Source organism: Streptomyces sp. NBC_00829, from assembly GCF_045161795.1.
Classification (GTDB): domain Bacteria; phylum Actinomycetota; class Actinomycetes; order Streptomycetales; family Streptomycetaceae; genus Streptomyces.
The window spans coordinates 4,127,275-4,152,644 of the sequence record NZ_CP108867.1 but is presented as its reverse complement, the minus strand read 5'-3'; the positions used below and the strand labels follow the sequence as shown (position 1 = coordinate 4,152,644).

Genomic DNA, 25,370 nt, shown 5'->3' with positions numbered 1-25,370 from the left:
CGAGCAGCAGGAGCATTCATCATGACCGAGCCCGTACCCGAGAGCGTAGGCAGCATCCACAGCCTGGCCGACCACCGGGCCGCCAAGGACGCCACCACGGCGCCCGCGACGCCTGACCCCACCACCGTCCCTGTCCCCACCACCGCTACCGCCACTGCCCCCGGCGCGGCTGTTGCTGTGGAGGCGGTGGACCGTCCTGACAATCCCCTGGCCGACTGGCTGACCGTGCCGGATGCGCCGGTCCTGCCCGTGTGGGCGCGTTCGCGTGCCTCGATCACCGCGAACGTGACCGCGTTGGGCAGGCTGACGTGGTGGCACGGCCGCTACCACGGGGTGCGCACCCCCAAATACCTGGCGAAAGCGGTTCTGCTGGCCGCGCGTGGCTTCTACCGGGCCGTGGCCGGACTGTGGCCGACGCTGTCCGCGCAGGACCACACCGCGGCCGTGAAAGCGCTGCGTGCGCAGACCAAGGTCCAGCCCGGGGACGTCGACCTGGCGGTGAGGCTCCAGGTCGCGCACGCCGCACGGACCCAGACGCGGCGCTGGCGCTTCGGTACCGCCGCCACCGCCGTCGCGACCGCTGCGGTCGGCGTCGTGCTCGCCCCGCCGCTGCTCCAGACGGGGATAGCGGCAGCCATCACCGTCCCCCTCGCCTACCTGGGGCGGGGCAGGGAGACCCAGTTTCTGGACCAGGGTGCGCCGCCGCTGCGGGTGGACATGTCCGCGCAGCAGCTCAACGACGCCCTGCGCGCCGCCGCTCTGCTGAAGACCAGCGGCAGCAAGGAGGAGAAGGACCTGCCCAAGGTGTCCTGCACCATGGGTCCGGTCCGTGACGGCCGCGGCTGGGCCGTCATCTTCGACATGCCGCGCGGCGGCGGCAAGACCGCCTCGGACGTCCTCGCGAAGCGGGAGGTCATCGCGCAGGAACTCGGGGTGGATGAGATCCAGGTCATCATGTCCCGCGTCCGCGCCGCGAAGGGCGGCAACGCGGGCAGGGTCTCGATGTGGGTCGCCGACGATGACCCCTACCTCGCTGACCCGGTCCCGTCCCCGCTGGCCACGATGGACAGGTTCTCCATCTGGGACGCGGTCCCCTTCGGCCAGGACGCCCGCGGCAACCGCGTCTCGGTACCCGTCGTGTGGCAGTCCATGTTCTTCGGCGGACTCCCCCGCCGCGGGAAGACGTTCACCCAGCGCCTCATGACCGCGGCTGGGCTGCTTGATCCGTGGGTGCGGCACTACGTGGCCGACTTCAAGGGCGGGCAGGACTGGATGGGCATGCGGCACGTCGCGCACCGGCTGGTGCTCGGTGCCGAGGACGACGCGATCGAGGCGTTCAAGGCGATGCTCGCCGAACTGCTCGCTGAGATGGAACGCCGCTTCGCCCTGTTCCGCGGTCTGCCGACATCGATCTGCCCCGAGGGGAAGCTGACTCCGCAGATCGTTGAGAAGTACCTGATGCCGTTCATCTTCCTGACCGTCGATGAACTGCAGGAAGCCTTCCTTGCCATGGACGACAAGGACCGGGAGGCCGTCGTCGATGACCTGGGGCGGCTCGCGCGCCGCGGTCCGGCCGCCGGATTCATCTCCAACTATGCGAGCCAGCGGCCCGACGCCAAGTCGGTGCCGACCAAGCTGCGGGAGATCATCACGATCCGCTGCTGCACCCAGGTCACCGACAAGACGTCGTCGGACATGGTCCTCGGCTCGGGGAAGGCCGCCATGGGTGCGGATGCCTCGCTGCTGTCCGAGGAACACAAGGGCGTCACCGTGCTGGTGACCGGTCCCGCGTCCTACGCCACGGTGAAAAACGACCTGCTCACCACCGCCGAGTTCAACGCCCTCGCACTCAAGGGCCGTGCGCTGCGTGAGCCGCTCGGGCAGATCACCGGGGACGCGGCCGGCGACGTGGCGGCGGTCGCGGGACGCGCCGGGGTCAGCATCGCGCCCGTTCTCTCCGATGTCCTGGACGTGATGCGGCACTCCGACCGGCTGCACTCCGTCGACCTGCTCGCGCGGCTCGTGAACTCGGATGAGGAGCGGTACGGGGACTGGGATCTCGACAAGCTCGCGGCCGAGCTGGATGCAGCCGGGGTCAAGCGGACCACCAAGCAGATCAACATCAAGGGCAAGAACCTCGCCGGATACCGGCGGGCCGATCTGGAGGCGGCCGTGCCCGAGGAACTGCTCATTGCCGCACGGACGGTAGAGCCCTCCCCCTCTACCCGAACCCCCGCCTGACCCCCACCCCACCCCCGCTACCCAACCCCCGAACCTAGCGGGGGCCCTCTACCCCGGTAGAGCCCCCCAGTAGAGGCCCCTGACCAGCGAAGTAGAGGCCCCTAGAGGGGGTTCCGGCCGTATGCCCGGACCCCCGCACAGCCCCTCGAAACTCACCTGAGGAGACCCGTGTACGAGGACGACGACTTCATCGACTGCGACCTGTGCGCAGGCGTCGACGACAGCGAGCCCTACCCCTACCCCTACCCGCACTGCTGCGCATGCGGCGCGGACGGCTCCAGCGCCATGCCCGACTGCACCTGCCCCTGACAACCACGAAGGCGGCCCCCTCTCGCCAAAGACCGGGGCCGCCCTCATCCACCTGCCCGCAACAGACCTGTGGAGGTCTCCAGCATGACCCAACCCACCGACAAGACGCGAGCGTCCTTACTCGACGCCGCCCTCTCGGCCGCAGAGCGCGGCTGGCACGTCTTCCCCCTGCGCCCCGGCACCAAGCGGCCCGCCCTGCACGGCGAAGCCGCCTGCCCCCGCACCGGCCCCTGCTCCAGCGGACACGTGAAGTGGGAGCAGCGCGCCACCACCGACCCTGACCGCATCCAAGCTGCATGGTCCGCGGGCGCTTTCAACATCGGTATCGCCACCGGTCCCTCCGGGCTGCTCGTGGTCGACCTGGACAAGCCCAAGACCAAGAGCAGTTCGGACACGCCTTGCGGCGTGACGACCTTCCGAGCGCTCTGCGAGCGCGCCGGACACGCCGTCCCCGACACCTGCCGGGTCCGGACCGCGAGCGGCGGCACGCACCTGTACTTCACCGCCCCCAACGGCGTCCGGCTGGCCAACACCGCAGGAACCATCGGCGAGTTGGTCGACACCCGTGCGTGGGGCGGATACGTCGTCGCCGCGGGCAGTACCACCGACACCGGAGCGTACGAAGCCGTCAGCGGCTCTCTGCCGCTCCCATTGCCCGAATGGCTGCATACCATCCTGAAACCCTCCCCGGCGCGCTCTACGGGGCCGCTGAGGCTTCCTGCGGTCGACGGTAGCCGCGCGGCCCTGGCCGCGCTGGAAGCCGAGTGCGCCGTCTTGTCCGCAGCGCCGGACAAGCAGCGCAACACCACGCTCAACCGCTGCGCCTTCAAGGTGGGGCGCTTCGTCGCGTGGGGCGACATCCCCCGGCACGTGGTGGAAGAGGCCTTCCAAGGGGCGGGAGAAGGGCGGGGACTCACCGCTGCCGAGTGCCGCGCCACGATCCGCAGCGCCCTGGACAGCTCCATCCGCAAGGCCCGACCCCGGGAGGCGGCATGAACGCCCCCCGATCCTCCCCCTTGGAAGGCCAACCCCCCGCGAGCGGAGGGCACATCGCCGAACTCGCCTCGCACGCACCGGCCATGGGCGACCCGAAGGGCGTCGCCGAAGGCGTCCCCACTGCTGTTCGCCCTGACCAGCACCAGGCGGATATCCGGTACCGCCCTGTCGGGTGGCTGCGGATCGTCGCCCCGCCGTCCTGGAGCGCCCAGGTGCGTGCGCACTGCTGGTGCGCGTGCGGCTTCGAGCGGGACGCGATCGGACGCCCCGCCGTCCAGCTCCTCATCACCGCCCACACCGAGCACCGGGGCATCTGCCCGCTGCTCACTACCGAAGGGAGGAACGCGGCATGAGTACCCCCGAGGAGATGAGCCCGGACCTGTGGGAAGGGTTCGACCAGCTCGACCCCGAGCAGATCACCGGCCCGGCATGGGACGAACCGGTGCCCATCACGGCACGCCCCGCCCTGCCCGCGTTCCCCGTGGGCACCCTGCCCGCGTGGCTGGGGGACATGGTGCACGGGGTCGCGGAGGAGACTCAGACGCCAGTCGACCTGGCCGGGTGCCTCGCGCTGGCGGTCATCGCCACGGCGGCCGGCGGCCGGGCCAAGGTGTGCGTGCGTGGCCACTGGCGCGAGCCGGTGAACATCTACACCGCTATCGCTCTGGACCCGGGCAACCGCAAGTCGGCGGTGTTCGACCTGATGGTCCGCCCGCTGCTCGCTGCCGAGAAGACGCTGATCGAGCTGTCCGGACCGGTACGGGCCGAGGCGGAGACCACTATCCGCCTGGCCAAGGCGGCCGCCGACAAGGCCACCCAGAAGGCCGCCGGAGCCGAGCCCGGCACCCGCGACGCGCTCACCGCCGAAGCCGTCGCCCTTGCCCAGGCGGTGGAGGAGATGACCGTTCCCGCGATCCCGCAGCTCGTGGCGGACGACGTCACCCCGGAAAACGTCGGCACGCTCCTGGACCAGCAGGGCGGACGCATCTCCTGCCTGAGCGCCGAAGGGGAGCTGTTCGACATCATCGCCGGGCGCTACACCGGCAAGCCCAACATGGGCATGTTCCTCAAGGGCCACGCCGGGGACATGATCCGCGTCAACCGGCAGGGCCGCGACGCCCAGCACATCGACGCCCCCGCCGTCACCGTCGGACTGGCCATCCAGCCCGAAGTACTGGGCTCCCTGGCCCGTATCGACGGGGCCGACGGACGCGGCCTGCTCGCCCGGTTCCTGTACTCCAAGCCCCTGTCCCTGGTCGGCCGCCGCAACCTGTCTCCCACTCTGCTCGACGAGGAAACCGCCGCCGTCTACACGCGCCAACTCGGCAGCCTGACACTCGCGCTGGCCGACTGGACAGACCCCGCGATCCTCACCCTGACCCCCGAAGCGGACGCGGTGATCCTGGCCTTCCAGAAGGTCACCGAATCCCGGCTCGGGAAGGACGGCAGCTTCGCCCCGATCGTGAAATGGGCCTCCAAGCGGGACGGTGCCGTGGCACGCATCGCCGGACTCCTGCACCTGGCCACCCACCCTGAGGACGGATGGCACCGGCCCATCGAGGCCGCGACCATGGCCGCCGCCACCGAACTGGGCGACTACTTCACCGCCCACGCGCTGGACGTGTTCGACGCGATGACCGCCGCACCCGCCCGCGATGCCGCCTACGCCGTACTCACCCACCTGCGGTCCAGTCGCATGGACGGCTTCTCCAAACGGGAGCTGTTCCGGGCCCTGCCCCGGGCGGAGTTCCCCGCCATCACCGATCTCGACCCGGCCCTGACCCTGCTCGAAGAACACGGCTGGGTACGCCAGCAGCCCGTGCCCCCGCGCACCGGACGCGGCGGCCGGCCGCGCTCCCCGCGCTACGAAACCCACCCCCGCCTCACCCGCAGCGTCTGACAGAACCCCCAAGCCGCTGACAGAACTGACAGAACCCCCCTCCCAAGCCGCTGACCTGCGCAAACACCCATGATCGCGGCTGTGACAAAACCTCCGAAAACTCTGACAGAACCCCCCGACCCGAAACGGGGCCGCCGTGACAGAACCCCGCCCTGGAGGTTCTGTCAGAGTTTTTTCGAGTTCTGTCACAAGATCGAAAACCGCCGAAACCGCAGGTCAGCGACCTATCGGCGAGGTTCTGTCGGTTCTGTCAGCGATTCCCCGGTATCCGCGTTAGCAGCCCCTGAGGAGAACAGCATGGCGGTGCCATCACCCACAGCCACACTCCGCTCCGGCCTTCCCGACCGGTACCTCACCCCCGACGGACCCGCCTGCCCACGGAGGTTCGACGTGCTCACCGCCGTACCCACGACGCCTGAAGCCTTGACCGTTCCGGAGGTCATGGAGGCTCTGCGGATCAGCCGCTTCAAGGTCTATGACCTGATCCGCTCCAACGAACTCCCCAGCATCAAGATCGGACGGGCCCGCCGCGTCCCGGTCGACAGCGTTCGCGCTTACCTGCGCGATCGATTGGAGGAAGCCGCCTGATGGCCAAACGACGCGCCAACGGCGAAGGAACGATCACCAAACGCACCGACGGCCGCTATCACGCCGCCGCCTACGTCTACCGTCCGGACGGGACACGAACGCGGAAGTTCGTCTACGGCAAGACCCGCGAGGAAGTGGCCGACAAGCTCACTGAGTTGCAGGAGAAGACACGCCAGGGCATCCCGGCCGCGTCCTCAACGATGGTGTTCGGCGACTACCTGACCTACTGGCTCGCCACCATCGCCCCGGAACGGCTCAAGCCCGCCACGCTCAACAGCTACGAGGGGCTGACCCGGCTCTACATCCGGCCAGCACTCGGCAAGAAGAGGCTCAACCGCCTCTCCCCGGCGGACGTTCGCCGATTCCTGACCGAGTTCAAGGGCTCTTGCCTCTGCTGCCTGCGCGGCGCCGACCGCGAGCGCCCGGAGGGGAAGCGCGGGTGTTGCGCCGTGGGCAAGTGCTGCAAGCGGCTTCCGTCCGCTCGGACCGTCCAGTACGTACACGCCGTGCTGCGGTCGGCCCTACAGCAAGCGATGCGGGAAGAGCTGATCGCTCGGAACGTCGCGCGCATCGTTGAAACCCCGACCGTCACGCCCAAGGAGGTGCGCCCCCTGGACGGCGCCGAAGTCCGAATCCTGCTCAAGACCGCGCGCACACACCGGCTGTACGCGCTGTGGCTGCTGCTCGTGTCGACCGGACTACGCCGCGGGGAAGCACTCGCACTCACATGGTCGGACGTTGACCTCACGAACCGGCAACTCCGGGTGCGCCGGAACGTGCAGCGCATCCGGCGGGAACTCCTCTTCGGGACACCAAAGACCACACGGTCAATCCGTACGGTGTCCATGCCACAGCACCTCGCGCGAGCGCTCACCCACCACCGCGAGCAGCATGAGCGTGAACGCAAGGTCGCGGGCAAGAAGTGGCATCCGCTGCCGGGTCAGCCTGACGGACTGATCTTCACTACCCAGACAGGGCGGGTCATCGACCCGCGCGGCCTCAACAGGATGCTGACGATCCTGTGCAGGGACGCGAACGTGCGGCGCGTCAGGGTTCACGACCTACGCCACACCTGCGCATCCCTCCTGTTCTCACGAGGGGTGGACGCTCGCACGATCATGGAGACGCTCGGCCACAGCACCATCACGATGACGCTCGACACCTACGCGCACGTGATGGACACGACGCTGCGGGCTGCTGCGGAGTGCATGGACGACGCGCTGAATATCGATGACCCCAACGAGGGGGCGGAGGGGGAGGCGTCGGACGATTGAGGGTGTCTCTCCAGGTGCACTGATGTCACCCGCTGATGTCAAAGGCCCCGCCGGGCGAACTGGCGGGGCCTTTGACCTGTGTGCACTCGGCAGGATTCGAACCTGCAACCTTCTGATCCGTAGTCAGATGCTCTATCCGTTAAGCTACGAGTGCTTGGCGTTCCGGGCTTTTCTGCCTGGTCGGCGTTGCGGGAACAACATTACATGACCCGCGCCGCCAGGTGAAATCCGTTAACCGAACCTAGTCTGACCTGCGAAAACGCCTCAGAACCGTCGCAGAATCGCCGGCGGATCATCCGCACGGAAGACCCGTGAACCGCCCCGTCGACGACCGAAGCCCCGTCCATCAGGACGGGGCTTCGGTGATCAAACTGCGGAGGCGGAGGGATTTGAACCCTCGATGGGCTTTAAGACCCAAACCGCATTAGCAGTGCGGCGCCATAGACCGGACTAGGCGACGCCTCCAGCACACCCGCGCGGGCGCGAGTGGTGCGTGCAGATGATGACACAGCCCGGTGGGGTGTCACCAATCGCTGCCCACGGTACTAGGCACGCGGGCCACAGGGCAAAGTCCCGCACCCGGGGCATGTCCCCCAGACGGCGCACAGCCGGGTTGCGCAACGCCCCGGCGCACGGAGCGTTAGAGATGCCGGGGCACCGCGCCCCGGACGGAATCGTGACTCTCCAGCCCCAGGAGTACCCATGCTGCGCCGCATCGTCCTCACCGCAACCGCGTCCGCCGCCGCGCTCTTCGCGGCCGTGCCCGTCGCCGGGGCCTCGCCCCTTCCGTTTCCGCTGCCGCTGCTTTCGGGCGCCGACAGCGCCGAGGAACTGCCCGACCATCTGACCGTGGCCGTCTCCGCGGCAGGAGCGCGGACCGACGGGACGTACGAGCTGGAGTGCGGACCCACCGGCGGCACGCACCCCGTGGCGCAGGCCGCCTGCGACCGGCTGGACGAGCTCGCGCGGGAGCGCCAGGAGAGCGGGAAGGACCCGTTCGCGCCCGTGGCCGAGGACCAGATGTGTACGCAGCAAATGGGCGGGCCCGCCACCGCGCACATCACCGGCACATGGCAGGGGCGGCGTGTGGACGCCACGTTCAGCCGGACCAACGGCTGCGAAATCTCGCGGTGGCAGACCATGGAACCCATCCTGCCGAACACCAGGTCATAGGCCCATGGCGTACGCCATGCGCACACAACCTCGGTAAGAGCTCCCCCTCATCCGCCGCCCCCCGGGACCCGCTGCCTTTAGACTCCCTCCAGTGACAGGCTGAGGCCCGAGGGGCAAGATGGGACCGGCCGTCCGCACATGCAGTAGGTCAGGGAGGAACGGTCGTCGTGAGCAGCAGGCCATCCCGAGGCGCTGCTCGCCTCGCAGCCATACTGGACGCGCTCCCTGACGGGCTGGTGCTCGTCAATTGCAATGGCACCGTCGTCAACGCCAACACCATCGCCCTCGAACTCTTCGAGACCCCCGGCACCGCCCTCGTCGGACGGGGGCTGCTCGATCTGCTGCCCGCGTTCGACTCCCGGCTGATCCCCGGCTCGATGCGCCGCCCCGAGGCGGCCGACGAGCGTGGCCGCACCAAGCCGGCGCGGATGATCGCCCGGCGTACGGACGGCAGCGAGTTCCCGGTCGAGGTCACCAGCGCCAGCCTTGAGGACGGGCGCGAGGCGTATGACTCGTACAGCGGATACACCGGGGACGAGCTGCTGATGCTCGTCGTCCGGGACCTGTCGGGGACCGTGGACACCGAGGCGGAGCTGGCGCGTTCGCAGCGGCAGACCGAGATGATCCTTCGGGCCGCGGCCGAAGGTGTCGTGGGAACGGACACCGACGGCCGGGTCGTGCTGGTCAATCCGGCCGCCGCGCAGATCCTCGGATTCCGGGCGACCGACCTGGGCGGCCAGGAGCTGCATCCGCTGATCCTGCACTCGCGCGCGGACGGCGAGCCCTTCCCGTACGCGGAGTCGCCGCTCGCCGACACCCTCAGGTCCGGCCGCAAGCACCGGGTGCGCGGTCAAGTGCTGTGGGCGAAGAACGGCTCGAAGGTGGCGGTCGATCTGACGACCGCGCCCGTGCGGGACGGCGACCAGCTCGTCGGCGCGGTGATGACGTTCACCGACCGGCGCCCGTACGAGGAGCTGGCCGAGCGGCACAAGGCGGAGCTGGCCGAGACGACCGAGCGACTGCGGGCCGAGATCACCGAGACGGACGAGCGGCTGTCGGCCGAGATCGCGGACAAGTCGGAGCGGTACTCCGCCGAGATCGAGGCGCGCGCGGAGCGGCACGAGGAGCTCGCCGCCCGGCACGCCCAGCTGACGGCCGTCCTCGGCGAGTCGCTGCGCGGGCCGCTGGAGGAACTGCGCGCCGAACTGGGCACGCTGGCCGCCGATCCGGCCGGACAGCTGTGGCCCGAGGCGAACCAGATCCTGCACCATCTGGCCGCCGGATATGCCCGGATGACGACCCTTGTCGACAATGTGCTCGGCTTCCAGCTGCTCGACACGGGCGCCGAGCAGCTGTACAAGGCGAACGTCCTGCTGGACGGCGTCGTCGCGGCCGGTATCGACGGCGCGGTCGAACTGATCGGTCCGGGCCGGGCGCAGTTCGCGGTGCACGCGCCGCCGATAGAGGCCGAGGTGGACGCGGCACGGCTGGCGACGGCCCTCGCCCATCTGGTCGCGGACGTGGCCGGGGTCGACTCGACCGGCAAGGCCCGGGTGGTCCCGGGCGGCGGTTATGTGGACTCGACCGTCGTCGTGGCGGCGGCGCAGCGCGGTGACGTCGTACGGATCGAGGTGCGCGGACCCTTCGCCGGGGGAGACCCGGTGCATGAGCCGATCGTCCGCGGGATCGTACGGGCGCACGGCGGCGTGCTCCAGACGCATGAGGTGCCGGGGATGAGCGGCAGCGCGTATGTCCTGGAGGTGCCCCTCGGCGCGGGTTCGGGGACCGTGGCGGCTCCGGCGAGCCCGGATGCCGCGGCGCTCGCGCTGCCGGAGCAGCAGACAGGTCCTCCCGGAAGGACATCGGGCGGCGGGCGGCGACGTGCCCGGCGGGCCACGACGGACGCCTTCCTGGAGAGCCCCGTGGGCACGGAGGACCCCGTGGCCACGGACCCGGTGGCCACGGAGCCGACGGGCCGTCGCCGCGGCCATGCGGGGGACAACCAGCAGGAGCTGGTCCCGGCCCAGGACGCGGGCGGGGCCAACGGCGCGGGAGGCGGTGGGACCGGGCGGCGGCGTGGCCGGCCGAGCCCCGCCGAAGCAGCGGTCGCTGTGGGCGCGGCGGCCCGGCCCGCCGAGGGTTCGGTGGTGACGGCCGCAGAGGGCGCGGCGTCGACCGGGCGCGCCGCCTTCGGTGAGACGGTGCCGCCGCAGGGTGTGCCCGTCGGCGCACATGGAACAGGTCCCTCAGGGCGTCGCGCGCGACGCCCGGATGTCGGGCTGCCCGAGCTTCCTGCCGCTCCCGCCGCTCCCGCTCCGCCTGCCGGGCGACGGGCCCGGCGGGCGCTGGCGTCCGCGCCGGCCGAGGTGGAGGCCCGGACGGCGTTCGCGCTGCCCCCGGCCGAGGCCGACCGGATTCCGCCGACGGCCTCGGAGGCCGATGCCTCGCTGCCGGGCCGCCACGACGCCGTAACCACCGACCCGGGGACCCACCACCACACTCCGCCGCAGCCGCATCCCGTGCCGACGGGCCGCCGGCGGGCGCGCAAGGAGGCGGCACAGCCGCTGCCGCAGCCGCTTCCCGCCGAGCCGTCCGAGGTGGCCGGGGCGCAGGCGGACGGACAGCAGGGCATGCGGGCGGTTGTGCAGCCGGACGTTCATCAGTCCGGCTGGGAGGCGGAGAGCACCGGCGGCAGCGCCCTCGACGCGCTCGCGGGCGACGACACGACGGACCAGCACGGCGCATCGGCCGATGAGGCGGCGCCGCCCGCGCCGGTCCCGGCCTCGGGCCTCGGAGAGACCGTCCGGACCACGGGATCCCTGTCGATGCCGATGCCGATGCCCGCCACCGATCCGGTGGAACCCGCCTCGCCCGCCGCGGCGGGCGTCGCCCAGCCGCTGCCCGCCGAAGCACCGACCCCGGCCCCGGCCCTGGCACCCGCACCACAGCTCCCGGCGTCCCCGATTCCGGCGGCACCTGTTGAGGGCGCGCAGGTTACGGGCACGCAGGTTACGGGCGCGCAGGTCCAAACGGCCGCGCTTCCGGCGACTCCGCCCCCGGCGGACTCCACGCAGGGCCGCGCGTTCAGCGTGCGCACGCTCGGACAGGGCGTGCCGTTCGCGCAGCAGATCGCCCAGCAGCAGTCCCAGCAGAACCAGACCCTCGGCTCCGGCCGACGCCGGAAGCTGGCCACGCCCCCGGAGGGAGAGCGGCCGGAGCCGTTCGCCCGCCAGCACCCGCAGGCCCCGGGGCAGACCGGCTCGCTGCTGCCCGCCGAACGGGCCGAAGGCCGGTCGTACGCCATAGGCGCACCCGACGTGGGCGCCGAAGGACCCGAGCCACTGGACGGTCCGGGCGGTGCCGTGGAGGTCGCCAACCAGCCGCTGCCCCAGCCCGTCGACGACGAACTGCCCCCTGAGCCGCTCGACAACCCGCGCCGTCTCCTCGTCTGGCCGGCGCCCGACGCCTCCACCCAGCAGGCGCTGAGCGACCGCGGCTACCGCCCGGTGGTCGTGCACTCGCGCGAGGAGGTCGACGCGCAGATCGCGGCCTTCCCGGCGGCGCTCTTCGTCGATCCCCTGACCGGCCCGATCACCCGGACCGCGCTCCAGTCGCTGCGCCAGGCGGCCGTGGCCGCGGAGGTCCCCGTGCTGGTGACGGCGGGTCTGGGGCAGGCGACGCGGGAGGCAGCGTACGGCGCGGATCCGGCCGTACTGCTCAAGGCCCTGGCCCCGCGCGACAGTGAGCAGCACCCGTCGCGCGTGCTGTTGATCGAGGAGCACGAGGAGATCGCGCTGGCGCTCTCGGCCACGCTGGAGCGCCGGGGCATGCAGGTCGCCCGCGCCGGGGCGGACTCGGACGCCGTCACGCTCGCCACCCAGATGCGGCCGAACCTCGTGGTGATGGACCTGATGCAGGTACGCCGCCGCAGGGCCGGGATCATCGACTGGCTTCGGGCGAACGGCCAGCTCAATCGCACCCCGCTGGTCGTCTACACCTCCGCCGGCCTCGACCGCGCGGAGCTGCCGCGGCTCTCGTCGGGGGAGACGGTGCTCTTCCTGGCGGAACGCTCCACGAGCAGCGAGGTCCAGACGCGGATCGTCGATCTGCTGGCCAAGATCGGCACCAACTGAGGCCGTGCGAATACGCGTGAAAGGGGCGGCAGCCGCGGCTGCCGCCCCTTTCGTCCCACCCGACTGGAGCTACAGCCGGGTGACATCCAGCTCGCCGTCCGCGTACTGCTTGCGGATCACCTTCTTGTCGAACTTGCCCACGCTCGTCTTCGGGACCGCCGGAATCACCGCCCAGCGCTCGGGCACCTGCCACTTGGCGATCTTCTCGGCGAGGAAGGCCTTCAACGTCCCGTAGTCCGCGGTCGAACCCTCCTTCAGCACCACAGTGGCCAGCGGACGCTCGCCCCACTTGGCGTCCGGGACCGCGACCACGGCCGCCTCGACGACCTCGGGGTGAGCCATCAGGGCGTTCTCCAGCTCGACGCTGGAGATCCACTCGCCGCCGGACTTGATGACGTCCTTCGCCCGGTCGGTCAGCGTCAGGAAGCCGTCGGTACTGATCACACCGACGTCGCCGGTCTTCAGCCAGCCGTCCTCGCTGAACTTGTCCTCGGGCTTGAAGTCCTCGCCGCCCGCACCGCCGAAGTACGCACCCGCGATCCAGGTGCCGCGCACCTCCAGCTCACCGGCCGACGCGCCGTCCCAGGGCAGGAGATCGCCGCCGGGGCCGACCAGCCGGGCCTCGACGCCCGCCGGGAACCGGCCCTGGGTGATCCGGTACGGCCACTCCTCCTCCGCGCTCAGACCCGCCGGCGGGTGGGCCATCGTGCCGAGCGGGGAGGTCTCCGTCATGCCCCAGGCGTGACACAGGCGGACACCGAGCTTGTCGTACGCCTCCATCAGCGCCGGCGGGCAGGCCGCGCCGCCGATGGTGACCTGCTGCATGGAGCTCAGGTCGCGGGGGTTCGCGGTGACTTCGGCCAGCAGACCCTGCCAGATGGTGGGGACGGCCGCGGCATGCGACGGCCGCTCGCGCTCGATCATCTCGGCCAGCGGCCCCGGCTGCAGGAAACGGTCGGGCATCAGCATGTTGATGCCGGTCATGAAGGTGGCGTGCGGCAGGCCCCAGGCGTTGACATGGAACTGCGGGACCACGACCAGGGTGGTGTCCCGGTCCGTCAGCCCCATCGACTCGGCCATGTTGACCTGCATGGAGTGCAGATAGATCGAGCGGTGGGAGTAGACGACGCCCTTGGGGTCACCGGTGGTGCCGGAGGTGTAGCACATGGCGGCGGCGGTGCGCTCGTCCAGCTCCGGCCAGTCGAAGGTGGCCGGGCGGCCCGCGATCAGCTCCTCGTACTCGTGGACCTGCGCGTCGACTCCGTCGAGGAGGCCCCGGTCGCCCGGCCCGGAGACGACGATGTGCTCGATCGTCGGCAGATGCGGCAGGAGCGGCGCGAGCAGCGGCAGCAGGGAACCGTTGACGATGACGGCACGGTCGGCCGCGTGGTTGACGATCCACACCAACTGCTCGGCGGGCAGGCGGAGGTTGAGGGTGTGCAGTACGGCGCCCATGGAGGGGATCGCGAAGTACGCCTCGACGTGTTCGGCGTTGTTCCACATGAGGGTGGCGACGCGCTGGTCGCCGTCGATCCCGAGCTCGTCGCGCAGGGCGTTGGCCAGCCGGGTCGCCCGCTCGCCGACCTCCGCGAAGCTGCGGCGCTGCGGCTCGGCCTCCCCGGTCCAGGTGGTGATCTGCGACTTTCCGTGGATCGTCATCCCATGGCGAAGGATGCGGGTCACGGTCAGCGGTACGTCCTGCATGGTGCTCAGCACGGCGTCCTCCCGGTGGGCGCTAGCGCTACGTGGCGGTAAGGGTGGGAAGATTCTGCTCACGTACCGCGCGGTATGTCACTACCCCCGGGTAATCGATCTGCGGCGGGGTGCGTCACGGGAAGCCACCCTCCCGCCGTCGCAACGCTCGCGTGCCGGCCTGCACGGGCGGACCGTCGGAGGGCTGTCGTGCCGGCGGACCGTCGGCGCCGCTGTCGGGGACTGCCCGAAGCCTGCCCCCGGGCAGACCGAGGACGGGCCGGCGACAACCGCGCGATGGCCTGGGCCTGTCAGCGGACCTGTTAGCGGACCGGGGACAGCTCGGGGTCGTCGCGGAGCTTGCCCAGCGCGCGGGACACGGCGCTCTTGACGGTGCCGACCGACACTCCGAGCACCTCGGCCGTCTGAGCCTCGCTGAGATCCTCGTAGTAGCGCAGGACGACCATCGCCCGCTGCCGGTCGGGCAGCTTCATCACGGCACGCCACATGGCGTCGTGCAGCACCTGCTGCTCGGCGGGGTCGGGCGCGGGCACGGTCTTCGGCTCGGGCAGCTCGTCGCAGGCGAACTCGTCGACCTTGCGCTTGCGCCACTGCGAGGTACGGGTGTTGAGCAGGGCACGGCGGACATAGCCGTCGAGCGCCCGGTGGTCCTCGATCCGGTCCCACGCGACATATGTCTTCGTCAGCGCGGTCTGGAGCAGGTCCTCGGCGTCGCTCGGGTTCGCGGTGAGCGAGCGGGCGGTTCGCAGCAGCACGGGCCCCCGCGCCCGTACATACGACGAAAATGATGAGTAGGTCGCATAGCGCACGTGCGGCGGGTACGAAGCCACCGGTGCGGCGGCCTTCGAAGCGCTTGTGCAGACTGGCGTGGTCATGACTCCACGCTAGGAGCGGGTACCACGGTCGCGGATCGGCCCCAAGTCCCGAAGCGGTGTCCGCCTCAGGTTGTACGAATGGTGCTGACCCAACCTCCTGAAGGTGGAGGAGGCCCTCGGGGACGGAAGCGGCCACCGCGCCTCCCGACGTGCGCCAGCCGCTTGTCCGCGCCCCGTCAGTCGTCCGCCCCCAGGACGAGTCCGGACGTGGGCACGCCGGTGCCCGCGGTGACCAGTGCCCTGGACGCACCCGGTATCTGGTTCACCGATGTGCCGCGCAGTTGTCTGACCGCCTCCGCGATGCCGTTCATCCCATGGAGGTATGCCTCTCCCAGCTGGCCGCCGTGGGTGTTGAGCGGCAGCGCGTCCACGGCGAGGAACTCCGCCGCCTCGCCCGGCTTGCAGAAGCCGAACTCCTCCAGCTGCATCAGCACGAACGGGGTGAAGTGGTCGTAGATGATCCCCACGTCGATGTCACCGGGGGCGAGCCCCGAGGTCGCCCAGAGCTGCCGGGCGACCACACCCATCTCGGGGAGGCCGGTGAGATCGTCACGGTAGAAGCTGGTCATCTGCTCCTGCGCCCGGCCCGCGCCCTGCGCGGCTGCGACGATCACGGCGGGCGGCTGCCGGAGATCGCGGGCCCGCTCGGCACTGGTGACGACGATCGCCTGGCCACCGTCCGTCTCCTGGCAGCAGTCCAGCAGACGCAGGGGCTCGACGATCCAGCGCGAGGCGGCGTGGTCGGCGAGGGTGATCGGTTTCCCGTGGAAGTACGCGGCCGGATTACTCGCCGCGTACCGGCGGTCGGTGACGGCCACCCGACCGAACGCCTCGGTCGTCAGCCCGTACGTGTGCAGATAGCGCTGTGCGGCCATGGCCACCCAGGAGGCGGGCGTGAGCAGCCCGAAGGGGAGGTACCACCCGAGTGCCGTGCCCTCCGCGGACGGCTCGCGGTGCTGCACGCCGGAGCCGAAACGACGCCCGGAACGTTCGTTGAACGCGCGGTAGCAGACGACGACTTCCGCGACGCCGGAGGCGACGGCGAGGGCGGCCTGCTGGACGGTGGCACAGGCAGCACCGCCGCCGTAGTGGATGCGGGAGAAGAAGGACAGTTCGCCGATGCCGGCCGCCTGGGCGACGGTGATTTCGGGGCTGGTGTCCATGGTGAAGGTGACCAGGCCGTCGACTTCGGCGGGGGAGAGGCCGGCGTCGTCGAGGGCGGCGGTCACCGCCTCGACGGCCAGCTTCAGTTCGCTGCGGCCGGAGTCCTTCGAGAACTCGGTCGCCCCGATCCCGGCGATGGCCGCCCGTCCGCCGAGCGAGTCCCGGCCGCGGATGCTCATACGGCGGCGCCCGGGGAGGTCGGGTGTGCCGGGTCTGCCGGGTGCTCCGGGCCGGCGGGGCGGCCGGGGCTGCGCCGGGTCTTGGGGATCGCCCGCTGCTCACGGCTCTCCGGGGGCACGCGGCTATCCCGGCTATCCCGGAGGGTGATCGTGGCCGTGCCGGTGACGTGCCGGCCCATGCCGTTCGCCCCGACGATCCGGATCTCGACGGTGTTCCCTTCGATCGCCGAGACGGAGCCGGTCAACACCATCGTGTCCCCCGGGTAGTTGGGTGCCCCGAGCCGGATGGCGACCTTGCGGAGGACGGCCCGCTCCCCGAGGTGATCGGTGATGTACCGCCCGACCAGCCCGTTCGTCGTCAAGATGTTCATGAAGATGTCAGGGGACCCCTTCGCCTTGGCCAGCTCCGCATCGTGGTGCACGTCCTGGTAGTCACGCGATGCCACGGCTCCGGCGACGATCAGGGTGCGGGTGACCGGGATGGTGAGCGGGGGAAGCTCGTCACCGACTTTCACGCGAGATCTCCTTTGCGAGCAACTGACCCAGTTCGGCGAGAATTTCGGAGCCGCACCCGAGGTAGGCGTCCAGCTGGCGGCCCCAGAGGAAGTGCCGGTGCACGGGATGGTCCACATCCGCCCCGGTCCCGCCGTGCAGATGCTGGCCCGCGTGGACCACGCGCCTGCCGGCTTCGGAGGCCCACCAGGCGGCGGTCAGCGATTCGGCGGACGCGTCCAGCCCTTCGTCCTGACGCCAGGCGGCTTCGTAGGCCGTGACCCGTATCGCCTCGGTGTCCATATGGGCGTCGGCGGCGCGGAGCTGGACCGCCTGGTTGGTGGCGAGCGGACGCCCGAACTGCTCGCGGGCCGAGGTGTGTTCGACGGCTCGGGCGAGCGAGCCCGCGCACACCCCGGCCTGGAGCCCCGCGAAGCCCGTACGGGCCAGGGCCAGCACCGATGCGTACGCACCGGACCCGCCCAGCCGCTCGCCGGAGGTGTCCGACAGGACGAGCCGCCCGGCGGCCCAGGGCGCTGTTGTCTCGATCTCCCTCACCTGGGCGTCCGCGGTCCGTACAAGCCACAGCTGACGGTCGGCGTCCGGCAGCAGGACATGCGTGGCATCCCGCAGCCAGGGCACGAACGGCACCGCGCCGCTGAGGAATCCGCCGGCGGAAGCCCGCACTCGCGCACCGGCCGGGAACGCTCCGGTCGCCACCGCCGTGCCGTCGCGCAGCGGGGGCAGCAGCCGGGCCCGCTGTTCGTCCGAGCCGTGCGCGGCCACTGCCAGCAGTCCGTACACAGAGGTCGCGGCGAAGGGTACCTGTGCCGTGGTCCGCCCCTGTTCCTCCAGCAGCAGCACCAGCCCGAGAAGTCCGACGTCCTCGACGGCACCGGGAAGTCCCGCCGTGCACAGGGTCTTCCACAGCTCCGCGTCCGTCCCGGTCCCGGCGGCGGTGAGGCGCGCATGGGTGGAGAGGTCGCTGAATATCTGTGCCGCCAGGTCCCGCGCGGCGGCCTGCACCTCCGTCGGCGTGAAGTCCATCAGCCCACACCCCCGACCAATCCTTCGACCGATCCCCCGGCCAATCCCCCGGCCATGCCTTCGACCGAGCCTTCGACCGGGCCGCGGAAGACCGGGAGCTCCAGCTCCTGGTCCACCCGCAGGAATTCGAGCTGAACCCGCATTCCGATCCGGACCTCGTCGTACGGCACCCCGACGACGTTGCTGACCACGCGGACGCCTTCGGCGAGCTCGATCAGCCCGACCGCATACGGGGGATCGAAAGCGAGGAACGGCGGATGGTGCATCACCACGTACGAGTAGACCGTGCCCACGCCGCTCGCCTCGATGGTGTCCCACCGGGCCGATCCGCACCTGCCGCACCCCGGCAGCCAGGGGAAGCGCAGCGTGGTGCACCCGCCGCACCGCTGGATGAGCAGCTTGCGGCCGGCAACCCCTTCCCAGAAACCGGCGTTGTCCCTGTTGATCACCGGCCGCGGCCTCTGGGGCGCCGTGGCCACACCGGTGCCCTTCGGATTCCGCCGGGCCGGGGCGTACTTCAGGATGCGGAAACGATGCCTGCCCGCGAGCTCCCCATCCGCCCGGACGTCCATCCGCGTCGTGACGAAGTGGCCCGCCCCCAGCGTGGTCGCCTTGAGCGCGGACACCGACTCGATCACCGCGTCGAAGGTGATCCGGTCCCCCGGCCTCAACGGCCGCAGATACTCCTGCTCGCAGTCGGTCGCGACCACCGAGGTGTACCCCGCGCCGTCGAGCAGGGAGAACAGCTCGTCCTGCTCTGCCGAGCGGCCCGTGTGTCCCGACAGGCCACCCATCGTCCACGCCTGCAGCATCGTCGGCGGCGCCATGGCCTCCGGCCCGGCATAGGCGGGATTGGCGTCCCCCATCGCCTCGCACCAGTGCCGGATCATGGGCTCGTTGACGGGGTCCTTCCCCACGCCCGAGGTGATGGCGGCGCTCCCCTCGTACGCCTTCAACCGCTCGTACAGGTCCGTCACCGCTTCCCTCTCTTCATACCGAGCCGCATCGTCGCGACGATCTCCCGCTGCACCTCGCTCACCCCGCCCCCGAAGGTGTTGATCTGTGCCGCTCTGTTCATCCGTTCCAGTTCCCCGTCCCCCAGAGCCCCGATGTCGAGCGAGCCGGGGGATCCGCCCCGGATCAGCCCCGCCTCCCCCGTGATCTCCTGGCACATTCGATACACCTCGACCGCGGATTCGGTTCCCGCGAACTTCACGCCGCTCGCGTCTCCGGGGGCCAGCCGGCCCGCCCCCACATCCCCCACCAAACGCCAGTTGAGCAGGCGCGTTGCCGCTAGCCGGGCATGCACTTCAGCCGCTCGGAACTGAACCCACGGCTCGTCAATCCGACGCCTCCCCGTCACCGGATCGGGCGTACGGGCACGCTCCAGCGCCGCCGCGTAGAAGTCCTCGGCCTGCATCCCGATCGCCGCGAGCGCCACGCGTTCATGGTTGAGCTGGTTGGTGATCAGCCCCCAGCCGCCGTTCTCCTGGCCGACGAGGTTGGCGGCGGGCACCCGTACGCCGTCGTAGTACGTCGATGTGGTGGTCAGTCCCCCCACCGTCTCGATCGGCGTCCATGTGAAGCCCGGAACGTCCGTCGGCACGAGGACGATCGAGATGCCCTTGTGTTTGGGGGCCCGCGCGTCCGTACGGCAGGCGAGCCAGATCCAGTCGGCGTCCTGGCCGTTGCTCGTGAAGATCTTCTGACCGTCGACGATCCAGGACTCGCCGTCCCGCACGGCGCGCGTACGCAGCGAGGCGAGGTCCGTCCCCGCCTCGGGCTCGCTGTAGCCGATCGCGAAGACGAGCTCACCGCTGAGGATGCGCGGCAGGAAGAAGGCCCTCTGCTCCGCGGTCCCGTACTCCATCAGGGTCGGGCCGACGGTGTTCAGCGTCACCATGGAGACGGGCGCACCGGCCCGGTACGCCTCGTCGAAGAAGACGAACTGCTCGTCCGGCCCCCGCCCCTGGCCTCCGTACTCCACCGGCCAGCCCAGTCCGAGCATCCCGTCCGCCCCGATGCGCCGCAGCAGCTCACGCCGGACCGCGGCCTCCTCGGCGGGCGGCGGTCCGTCCGGCATCAGGTCTCGGAAGTACGAGCGCAGTTCGGCGCGCAGCTGCTGCTGCCGCTCCGTCGGGGCGAGGTGCACGGCGGCCGCCTCCCGGGCGTACGGATCAGGGTTTCTGACTGTCCGTCAGGTACCTGTCCGCTGTCAAGGTCGCGAGCGGCACGAGCGCCCCTGAGCCGTATGCCAGGCCTGGCCGACACGCAGAACCGCCTGCGCGACGGCACCGAAGCACCGTCGCGCAGGCAGTCGTTCACCCCTCGGTCGAACCCCCCGTCGGGCCGGTCACCACCAGAAGTTCGTGAAGTTCACCACCGTGTTGGACTGGCCGATCGCTGTGAACCCGGAGCCGTTCACACTGGCGGTGTTGTTTTGATTTGTCGCGCCTGCGCCGCTCGCCACTTGCTGCGTAGTGGTCGAATTGCCGCCGTTGTCGCCACCGACACCGCTGCCGACGATCGAGCCCACCGACGCGTTCGACCCCCCGCCCGCAAGGGCGCCGTTGTCGGCCTGCGCAACACCCGAGAAGAGGGCGGCCGCGAGAGGCAGCGCGGCGGCGGCGGCGAGGACGCGGGCGGTACGGATGCTTGCCATGTCATTTCCTCCAGGAACCAGAACGGCAGAAGTACGGCTTGTTCCAGGGCGGTTGGCCGACCGCCTTGGATCTGGTCACGACGTCGCGAGATCAGAGTTGCCCACCGAATCCCTGCGAACACCTCGCAGGCCCCGATTCCCCCTCAAGCGTGAGGACTTGCCGATAAACCCCTTAGCACCCAAAGAACGGCAGCTCAGGGCTTCGAGCGCGGCGAAGCCCGGCGGGGACAAGAGGGGAAGCGTTCCGGCACATTCTCGGCCAAAATTCCCCCCTTCCTTTCTTCGAACACTTGTACGAAAATAGAGCCATGGCCACCACCGACCGGCAGACCGCCACCCTGGCCCTCGCCCACGCGCTCACCGCCGCCGAGCGCGGGCTCCCCGTCATCCCCCTGTCCCCCACGAAGCTCCCCGCCCTGCGCTCCCCCCACAGCGGCGACCCTGAGCCGGTCCTGTGCCGCGGCGAATGCGGCCTCCCGGGTCACGGAGTCCACGACGCCACCACCGACCCGGCGGGCGTCCGCGCCCTCTTCAACGCCGCCCCCTGGGCCACCGGGTACGGCATCGCGTGCGGCCGCCCACCGCACCATCTGATCGGCATCGACCTCGACACCAAGTCCTCGACCGATTCCGTCGCGGCGCTCCAGCACCTGGCCCTGCGCCATCTGTTCACGATTCCGGACACGGTCACCGTCCTCACCCCGAGCGTTATCAACGGGGCCTGAGCTCTTCTCTTCTATGTCTTCTACGAGCGTCACTGTGAGCGTTCTGCGTCGTTGATGCATTGCTATCAGCGGGAGTTCTTCAACGAGACGGAACAGCACCAGTGGCACACAGCTTGGCGGTCCGGCCCGAGAGCGGGCGGCGTACGTGGACGGTGATCGACGAGAGGTACCGGACGGTCGCCCCGGTCGAGGAGTGGTTGGAGGCTCACCGGCATCTGTGGTCGCCGAACACCGTCCGTGGCTATGCCACGTCGCTGGCCCAGTGGTGGACGTTCCTCGAACAGCGCGACGAGACCACGAACTGGCGGGATCTCGGGGTCCCGGCGGTGTCCGGATTCCTGTCCTGGCTGCGCAACGGCCGCACCGTCGAGCACGCCCTGGTCGCGCCCGAGGAAGCGCCCGCGCCGGAGACGCTGGAGACCAGGCTGGCCGCGCTGATCTCCTTCTACCGCTGGCAGGGGGCGGTCTACTCGGTGCCGGTCGCGGGCCGGCTGATGCGCGGAACGCCGCGTCGGGCCCCCGCCCGCGGACTGCTCGCGCACCTGGATGCCCGCACGGTGCCGAGCCCGTCCTCACTGGTCCGAGTCCGGCGGCATCGCCATCGCGGACGACCGCCGCTGCTGCTGCCGACGGAGATCCAGGCGATCCTGGACGGCTGCGCGAGGCCGGACCCGTCCAGCGGCGAGTGGGCGGGAAACCTGCGCGACCGGCTGCTGTTCGCCTTGCTGGCGGAGAGCGGGATGCGCCTGGGCGAGGCCCTCGGCCTGCGCATCAGCGACTTCGTCATGGGCCGGGGCGGCACGCCCTACGTCGAGATCGTGCCGCGCGAGGACAACCAGAACGGCGCGAGGGTGAAGATGATGCGCCCGAGACGGGTCTATGTCGGCACCGATCTGGAGCGACTGTTCGTCGACTATCTAACCCATCTGGCCTGCCGGGCAGCGGAGTTGGGCTTGGAGATCGGTACGGACTCGCCGCTTCTGGTGAACCAGGACCGGCCCCCGCTGTTGGCCGCCCTGCGGGAAGGGACAGTGCGGGACAAGACCGCCGCCCTGCGCAAGAAGAAGATCGGACCGGCGTCGTGGACGCCGCACTGGTTCCGCCACAGTCACGCCACCGCGTTGCTGCTGGCCGGCACGCCTGAGTGGGTGGTCTCCCGCCGACTCGGTCACGCACACGTGCAGACCACACTCGACCTATACGGCTGGGTCCGGGAGGACGAGGCTCTGCGGGCCGCGGCGAACTGGAAGTCGTACACCAGCGGATGGCAGGTGGCCGACAGTGAGTGAGGATCTCCGCCGGCTGCGCCTGGCCGGTCAGATCGACCCCGTCGAGCGTCTCCGCCGCGACCTGCCTGACGCCTGGCGAGGCCCGGTCATCGGTCCCGACATCCCGGACTGGCGCACTGCCCCCGGGGCCCACAAGGACAATCTCATCCTGACCGGGCTCCCCGAGACCTTCCAGGTCGAGCTGGCCTGGATGGCGCACTGGCAGGAAGTCGTGGACGGCACGCCCGCCTCGGTCCAGCCGATCAACCAGTTCGCGCTCGTTCTGCGCCGGGCGATGAAGGAGAACAAGCCGTTTCCCGCGTCAGTCCGGGAGATGAGCTGGGAGACGGCTGAAGCACTGCTCGGTTGGTTCTACGCAACCCGCTGGAAGAAGCTCCTTCCCGAGCACTGCCGCAGCCGCCTGCGGGCTGTGTTCCGACTCGCCCGTTGGGCCATGATCGCGCGTTGCCACGACGGGCACTGGTGGGAGCTGGACGTGTGGCATCCCCGCTGCAATCCGCGGATTCCCATCTCCCCGCGGGAACCTCACAACAGCCGTGTCACACCCGGCCGGATCAACCACGCCTGGCTTCGCGCTGCCGTCAAATGGCACCTGGGCACCAGTCTGGAGGCCGGCACCCTGCGCTGGTCCACCATCAGCCAGGCCCGGCTCCTGGTGCGGTTCGACCGGTGGCTCGCTGTTGCCTTCGACGACGCCACGGACGTGCTCGGCGACCCAGCGGAAGCGCCCGCCCAGGCGGCCGCGTTCCGGCACTGGGCCGCCGACCCGGCCAACCGGTGGCACCGGCCCCGAGACCGGTCACAGAAGGGCGTGGTGCACCCCCGTCTCATCAACAACGACCTGCAAGCAGTCGGCGAGTTGTTCGCGTTCGTTGCTGAATATTCCGCCGAAGCCCGTTCAATTCTCGGCCCGTCATCGCCTTGGCGACGCGTCACCGAAGCACACGCGGCCAGCTGGTTTCACCAGGCATCCCTGCGCACGCCCCGGCAGCATGACCTCAACGACGAGCACTACGTCGATGACCGTGCACTCGAGCAGATCACCGCCGCGCTGCCCCTGATCAGCCTGCCACGCGGCCAGCACATGACCGTCACCCGCAGCGACGGCACCCAAGTCTCAGCCGAGGGATTCGGCGACCCGCAGGCCATGCGCATGATCCTGCTCCAGATCCTCACCGGCCGCCGCGCCAGCGAGGTCCGGATCTGCGAGTTCGACTGCCTCTCGCCAGCCGACGGTCCAGCAGACGCAGACGGCGAGGTCATCCGCTTCCGCTACGCCCAAAGCAAGATCGACATCGCGCCGGACACCATCCTCATCGACCACGAAGTCGCCGCCGTCATCGAAGAACAGCAACAGTGGGTCCGCAAGCAGTTCCCGAACATCGAGCCCAGGTTCCTGTTCACCCAGCGCATCAGCAACCTCGCCGGAACCAAGCCCTACTCCTCGGGCACCTACGGCCGAGCACTGCGGAACTTCAGCGACATCGTCCAGATCCGGGACAGCAAAGGGAGACCGGTGAAGCTCAGCCACACGCACCGGTTCCGACACACCAAGCTCACCCGTCTCGCCGAACTCGGCCTGCCTGTCCATGTGTTGATGCGCTATGCCGGGCACGCCACCCCCTCGATGTCGATGCACTACATCGCCGCCCGCCAGGAACACGCAGAGCAGGCATTCCTGGCCACCGCCAAGCTGAAGGCAGACGGCACCCAACTCGTCCTCTCCCACAACGATCACGACAGTCTTCACCTGTTCAACCGTGCCGACCGGTTCCTGCCCCACGGCTGGTGCCTGCTGCCACCCCTGCAGAAGTGCGACAAGGGAAATGCCTGCCTGACCTGCTCAGTCTTCGTCACCGACGCCTCCCACAAGCCCGCTCTGGAACGGCAACTGGCAGAGACCGAAGCCCTGATCGACCGCGCAACCACGGCCTTCCAGGAACGTCACGGTCGTCCCATGCCCGAGGACAACGTCTGGCTCCTGCAGCGGCGGGCCGAACACGCAGCCCTGACCCGGCTCCTGGACACCATCCGCGACAAGGCCGGCCGCGCGGTCCAGGGCGCCGGCTGCGGCCCCGCCCCCACCGGTCCGGTTCCCCTCGCCCTCGACCTCGACCGCCACCGAAGGACCCGGCCGTGACCGACGCCCGCACCAAGCGCACGCAGACCCTCGCCGCCGCCGCCAAAGCGAAATCGCAGGCCAAAACGAAGGCCGCGGAGCAGGCGATCCGCGCTCTCATCAAGCGCGGCGAGCCGATCACCTTCCAGGCCGTCCAGCGGGAGGCCAACGTCTCCCACGCCTTCCTCTACGGACACCCCGACCTGCGCGGACGCATCGAACACCTCCGAGCTCAGGCACGTCCGATCCCCGCTCCGGCTCCTCCGGCCGATGAGCAGACCACCCTCGTGCTCGCGCTGACCAGCCAGATCGCCCGGCTGAAGAAGCAGCACCGCGAGGAAACCCAAGCCTTGCGAGATGCCCTGGAACGGGCCCACGGCGAGAACCTCGACCTCCGCCGCGAACTCGCCCGCCGCAGCGGAAGCATCCCATCGCCTTCCCAGGTCATCGGCCCCTGCTGACCACGTTGTGTCGATCGAAGAAAGGTGCTG

General features: G+C 70.2%; 19 protein-coding genes, 2 tRNA genes and 2 pseudogenes. 13 read left to right on the top strand and 10 right to left on the bottom strand.

Annotated features, from left to right (window positions below; genetic code table 11):
* Window positions 1-21: 21 nt before the first annotated feature.
* The 7 genes from OG293_RS18120 (at window position 22) to OG293_RS18090 (ending at window position 7,308) form a co-directional block, all read left to right on the top strand.
* The gene (locus tag OG293_RS18120; protein ID WP_405999824.1) at window positions 22-2,241 is read left to right on the top strand and encodes a cell division protein FtsK; all 2,220 of its coding nucleotides are present in this window, start codon (window positions 22-24) and stop codon (window positions 2,239-2,241) included.
* A 168-nt stretch (window positions 2,242-2,409) separates the two neighbouring features.
* Window positions 2,410-2,550, top strand: a complete 141-nt coding sequence (locus OG293_RS18115) for a hypothetical protein (RefSeq protein ID WP_405999823.1) — start codon at window positions 2,410-2,412, stop codon at window positions 2,548-2,550.
* An 84-nt stretch (window positions 2,551-2,634) separates the two neighbouring features.
* Window positions 2,635-3,546: a bifunctional DNA primase/polymerase gene (locus OG293_RS18110; protein ID WP_405999822.1), complete on the top strand. Its 912-nt coding sequence runs from the start codon at window positions 2,635-2,637 to the stop codon at window positions 3,544-3,546.
* Complete coding sequence (locus OG293_RS18105) at window positions 3,543-3,899, top strand: hypothetical protein (RefSeq protein ID WP_405999821.1); 357 nt, start codon at window positions 3,543-3,545, stop codon at window positions 3,897-3,899. The genes OG293_RS18110 and OG293_RS18105 overlap by 4 nt, the downstream gene beginning before the upstream one ends.
* Window positions 3,896-5,446 (top strand): YfjI family protein, encoded by a 1,551-nt coding sequence (locus OG293_RS18100; RefSeq protein ID WP_405999820.1) that lies wholly within the window; start codon window positions 3,896-3,898, stop codon window positions 5,444-5,446. The genes OG293_RS18105 and OG293_RS18100 overlap by 4 nt, the downstream gene beginning before the upstream one ends.
* Window positions 5,447-5,743: 297 nt before the next feature.
* On the top strand, window positions 5,744-6,034 hold the full coding sequence (locus OG293_RS18095; protein ID WP_405999819.1) for a helix-turn-helix domain-containing protein: 291 nt from the start codon (window positions 5,744-5,746) through the stop codon (window positions 6,032-6,034).
* On the top strand, window positions 6,034-7,308 hold the full coding sequence (locus tag OG293_RS18090) for a tyrosine-type recombinase/integrase (protein WP_405999818.1): 1,275 nt from the start codon (window positions 6,034-6,036) through the stop codon (window positions 7,306-7,308). The genes OG293_RS18095 and OG293_RS18090 overlap by 1 nt, the downstream gene beginning before the upstream one ends.
* An 81-nt stretch (window positions 7,309-7,389) precedes the next feature.
* Here OG293_RS18090 and OG293_RS18085 read toward each other — a convergent pair.
* Together OG293_RS18085 and OG293_RS18080 are read right to left on the bottom strand one after the other, a co-directional pair.
* Window positions 7,390-7,462 (bottom strand) — tRNA-Arg (locus OG293_RS18085).
* Between the two features lie 220 nt (window positions 7,463-7,682).
* Window positions 7,683-7,773: transfer RNA gene (locus OG293_RS18080), tRNA-Ser, on the bottom strand.
* Between the two features lie 237 nt (window positions 7,774-8,010).
* On the opposite strand from OG293_RS18080, the gene OG293_RS18075 reads away from it, so the two are divergent.
* Window positions 8,011-8,481: an SSI family serine proteinase inhibitor gene (locus OG293_RS18075; RefSeq protein ID WP_405999817.1), complete on the top strand. Its 471-nt coding sequence runs from the start codon at window positions 8,011-8,013 to the stop codon at window positions 8,479-8,481.
* A 167-nt stretch (window positions 8,482-8,648) separates the two neighbouring features.
* Entirely contained in the window at window positions 8,649-12,614 is a 3,966-nt protein-coding gene (locus OG293_RS18070) for a PAS domain-containing protein (RefSeq protein ID WP_405999816.1), read from the top strand.
* A 69-nt stretch (window positions 12,615-12,683) separates the two neighbouring features.
* Here the strand turns inward: OG293_RS18070 and OG293_RS18065 are convergent, their stop codons facing one another.
* The 8 genes and pseudogenes from OG293_RS18065 to OG293_RS18030 form a co-directional block, all read right to left on the bottom strand.
* Window positions 12,684-14,330: a long-chain fatty acid--CoA ligase gene (locus tag OG293_RS18065; protein WP_405999815.1), complete on the bottom strand. Its 1,647-nt coding sequence runs from the start codon at window positions 14,328-14,330 to the stop codon at window positions 12,684-12,686.
* Between the two features lie 299 nt (window positions 14,331-14,629).
* A complete protein-coding gene (locus tag OG293_RS18060) occupies window positions 14,630-15,202 on the bottom strand; it encodes a SigE family RNA polymerase sigma factor (protein WP_405999814.1) in 573 nt (190 codons plus the stop codon).
* A 176-nt stretch (window positions 15,203-15,378) separates the two neighbouring features.
* Window positions 15,379-16,545, bottom strand: a complete 1,167-nt coding sequence (locus OG293_RS18055; RefSeq protein ID WP_405999813.1) for a lipid-transfer protein — start codon at window positions 16,543-16,545, stop codon at window positions 15,379-15,381.
* Window positions 16,546-16,685: 140 nt separating this feature from the next.
* Window positions 16,686-17,060 (bottom strand): annotated as a pseudogene (locus OG293_RS18050) (MaoC family dehydratase); the annotation flags it as partial.
* Window positions 17,047-18,084 (bottom strand): acyl-CoA dehydrogenase family protein, encoded by a 1,038-nt coding sequence (locus tag OG293_RS18045; RefSeq protein WP_405999812.1) that lies wholly within the window; start codon window positions 18,082-18,084, stop codon window positions 17,047-17,049. The gene OG293_RS18045 and the pseudogene OG293_RS18050, both read right to left, overlap by 14 nt.
* The gene (locus OG293_RS18040) at window positions 18,084-19,061 is read right to left on the bottom strand and encodes a bifunctional MaoC family dehydratase N-terminal/OB-fold nucleic acid binding domain-containing protein (protein ID WP_405999811.1); all 978 of its coding nucleotides are present in this window, start codon (window positions 19,059-19,061) and stop codon (window positions 18,084-18,086) included. Before OG293_RS18040 ends, OG293_RS18045 begins: the two co-directional genes overlap by 1 nt.
* Entirely contained in the window at window positions 19,058-20,236 is a 1,179-nt protein-coding gene (locus OG293_RS18035; protein WP_405999810.1) for an acyl-CoA dehydrogenase family protein, read from the bottom strand. Before OG293_RS18035 ends, OG293_RS18040 begins: the two co-directional genes overlap by 4 nt.
* 201 nt (window positions 20,237-20,437) lie before the next feature.
* On the bottom strand, window positions 20,438-20,746 hold the full coding sequence (locus OG293_RS18030) for a hypothetical protein (RefSeq protein ID WP_405999809.1): 309 nt from the start codon (window positions 20,744-20,746) through the stop codon (window positions 20,438-20,440).
* A 308-nt stretch (window positions 20,747-21,054) separates the two neighbouring features.
* Here OG293_RS18030 and OG293_RS18025 point away from each other — a divergent pair.
* The 4 genes and pseudogenes from OG293_RS18025 to OG293_RS18010 all read left to right on the top strand — a co-directional run.
* Window positions 21,055-21,453: pseudogene (locus OG293_RS18025) on the top strand (bifunctional DNA primase/polymerase); the annotation flags it as partial.
* 119 nt (window positions 21,454-21,572) lie between these two features.
* Window positions 21,573-22,760 carry a tyrosine-type recombinase/integrase gene (locus OG293_RS18020; protein WP_331752458.1) on the top strand — a complete coding sequence of 396 codons (1,188 nt, stop codon included), beginning with the start codon at window positions 21,573-21,575 and terminating at the stop codon, window positions 22,758-22,760.
* Window positions 22,753-24,900, top strand: a complete 2,148-nt coding sequence (locus tag OG293_RS18015; RefSeq protein WP_331752457.1) for a tyrosine-type recombinase/integrase — start codon at window positions 22,753-22,755, stop codon at window positions 24,898-24,900. Before OG293_RS18020 ends, OG293_RS18015 begins: the two co-directional genes overlap by 8 nt.
* On the top strand, window positions 24,897-25,340 hold the full coding sequence (locus OG293_RS18010; protein ID WP_331752455.1) for a DUF6262 family protein: 444 nt from the start codon (window positions 24,897-24,899) through the stop codon (window positions 25,338-25,340). The genes OG293_RS18015 and OG293_RS18010 overlap by 4 nt, the downstream gene beginning before the upstream one ends.
* Window positions 25,341-25,370 lie beyond the last annotated feature (30 nt).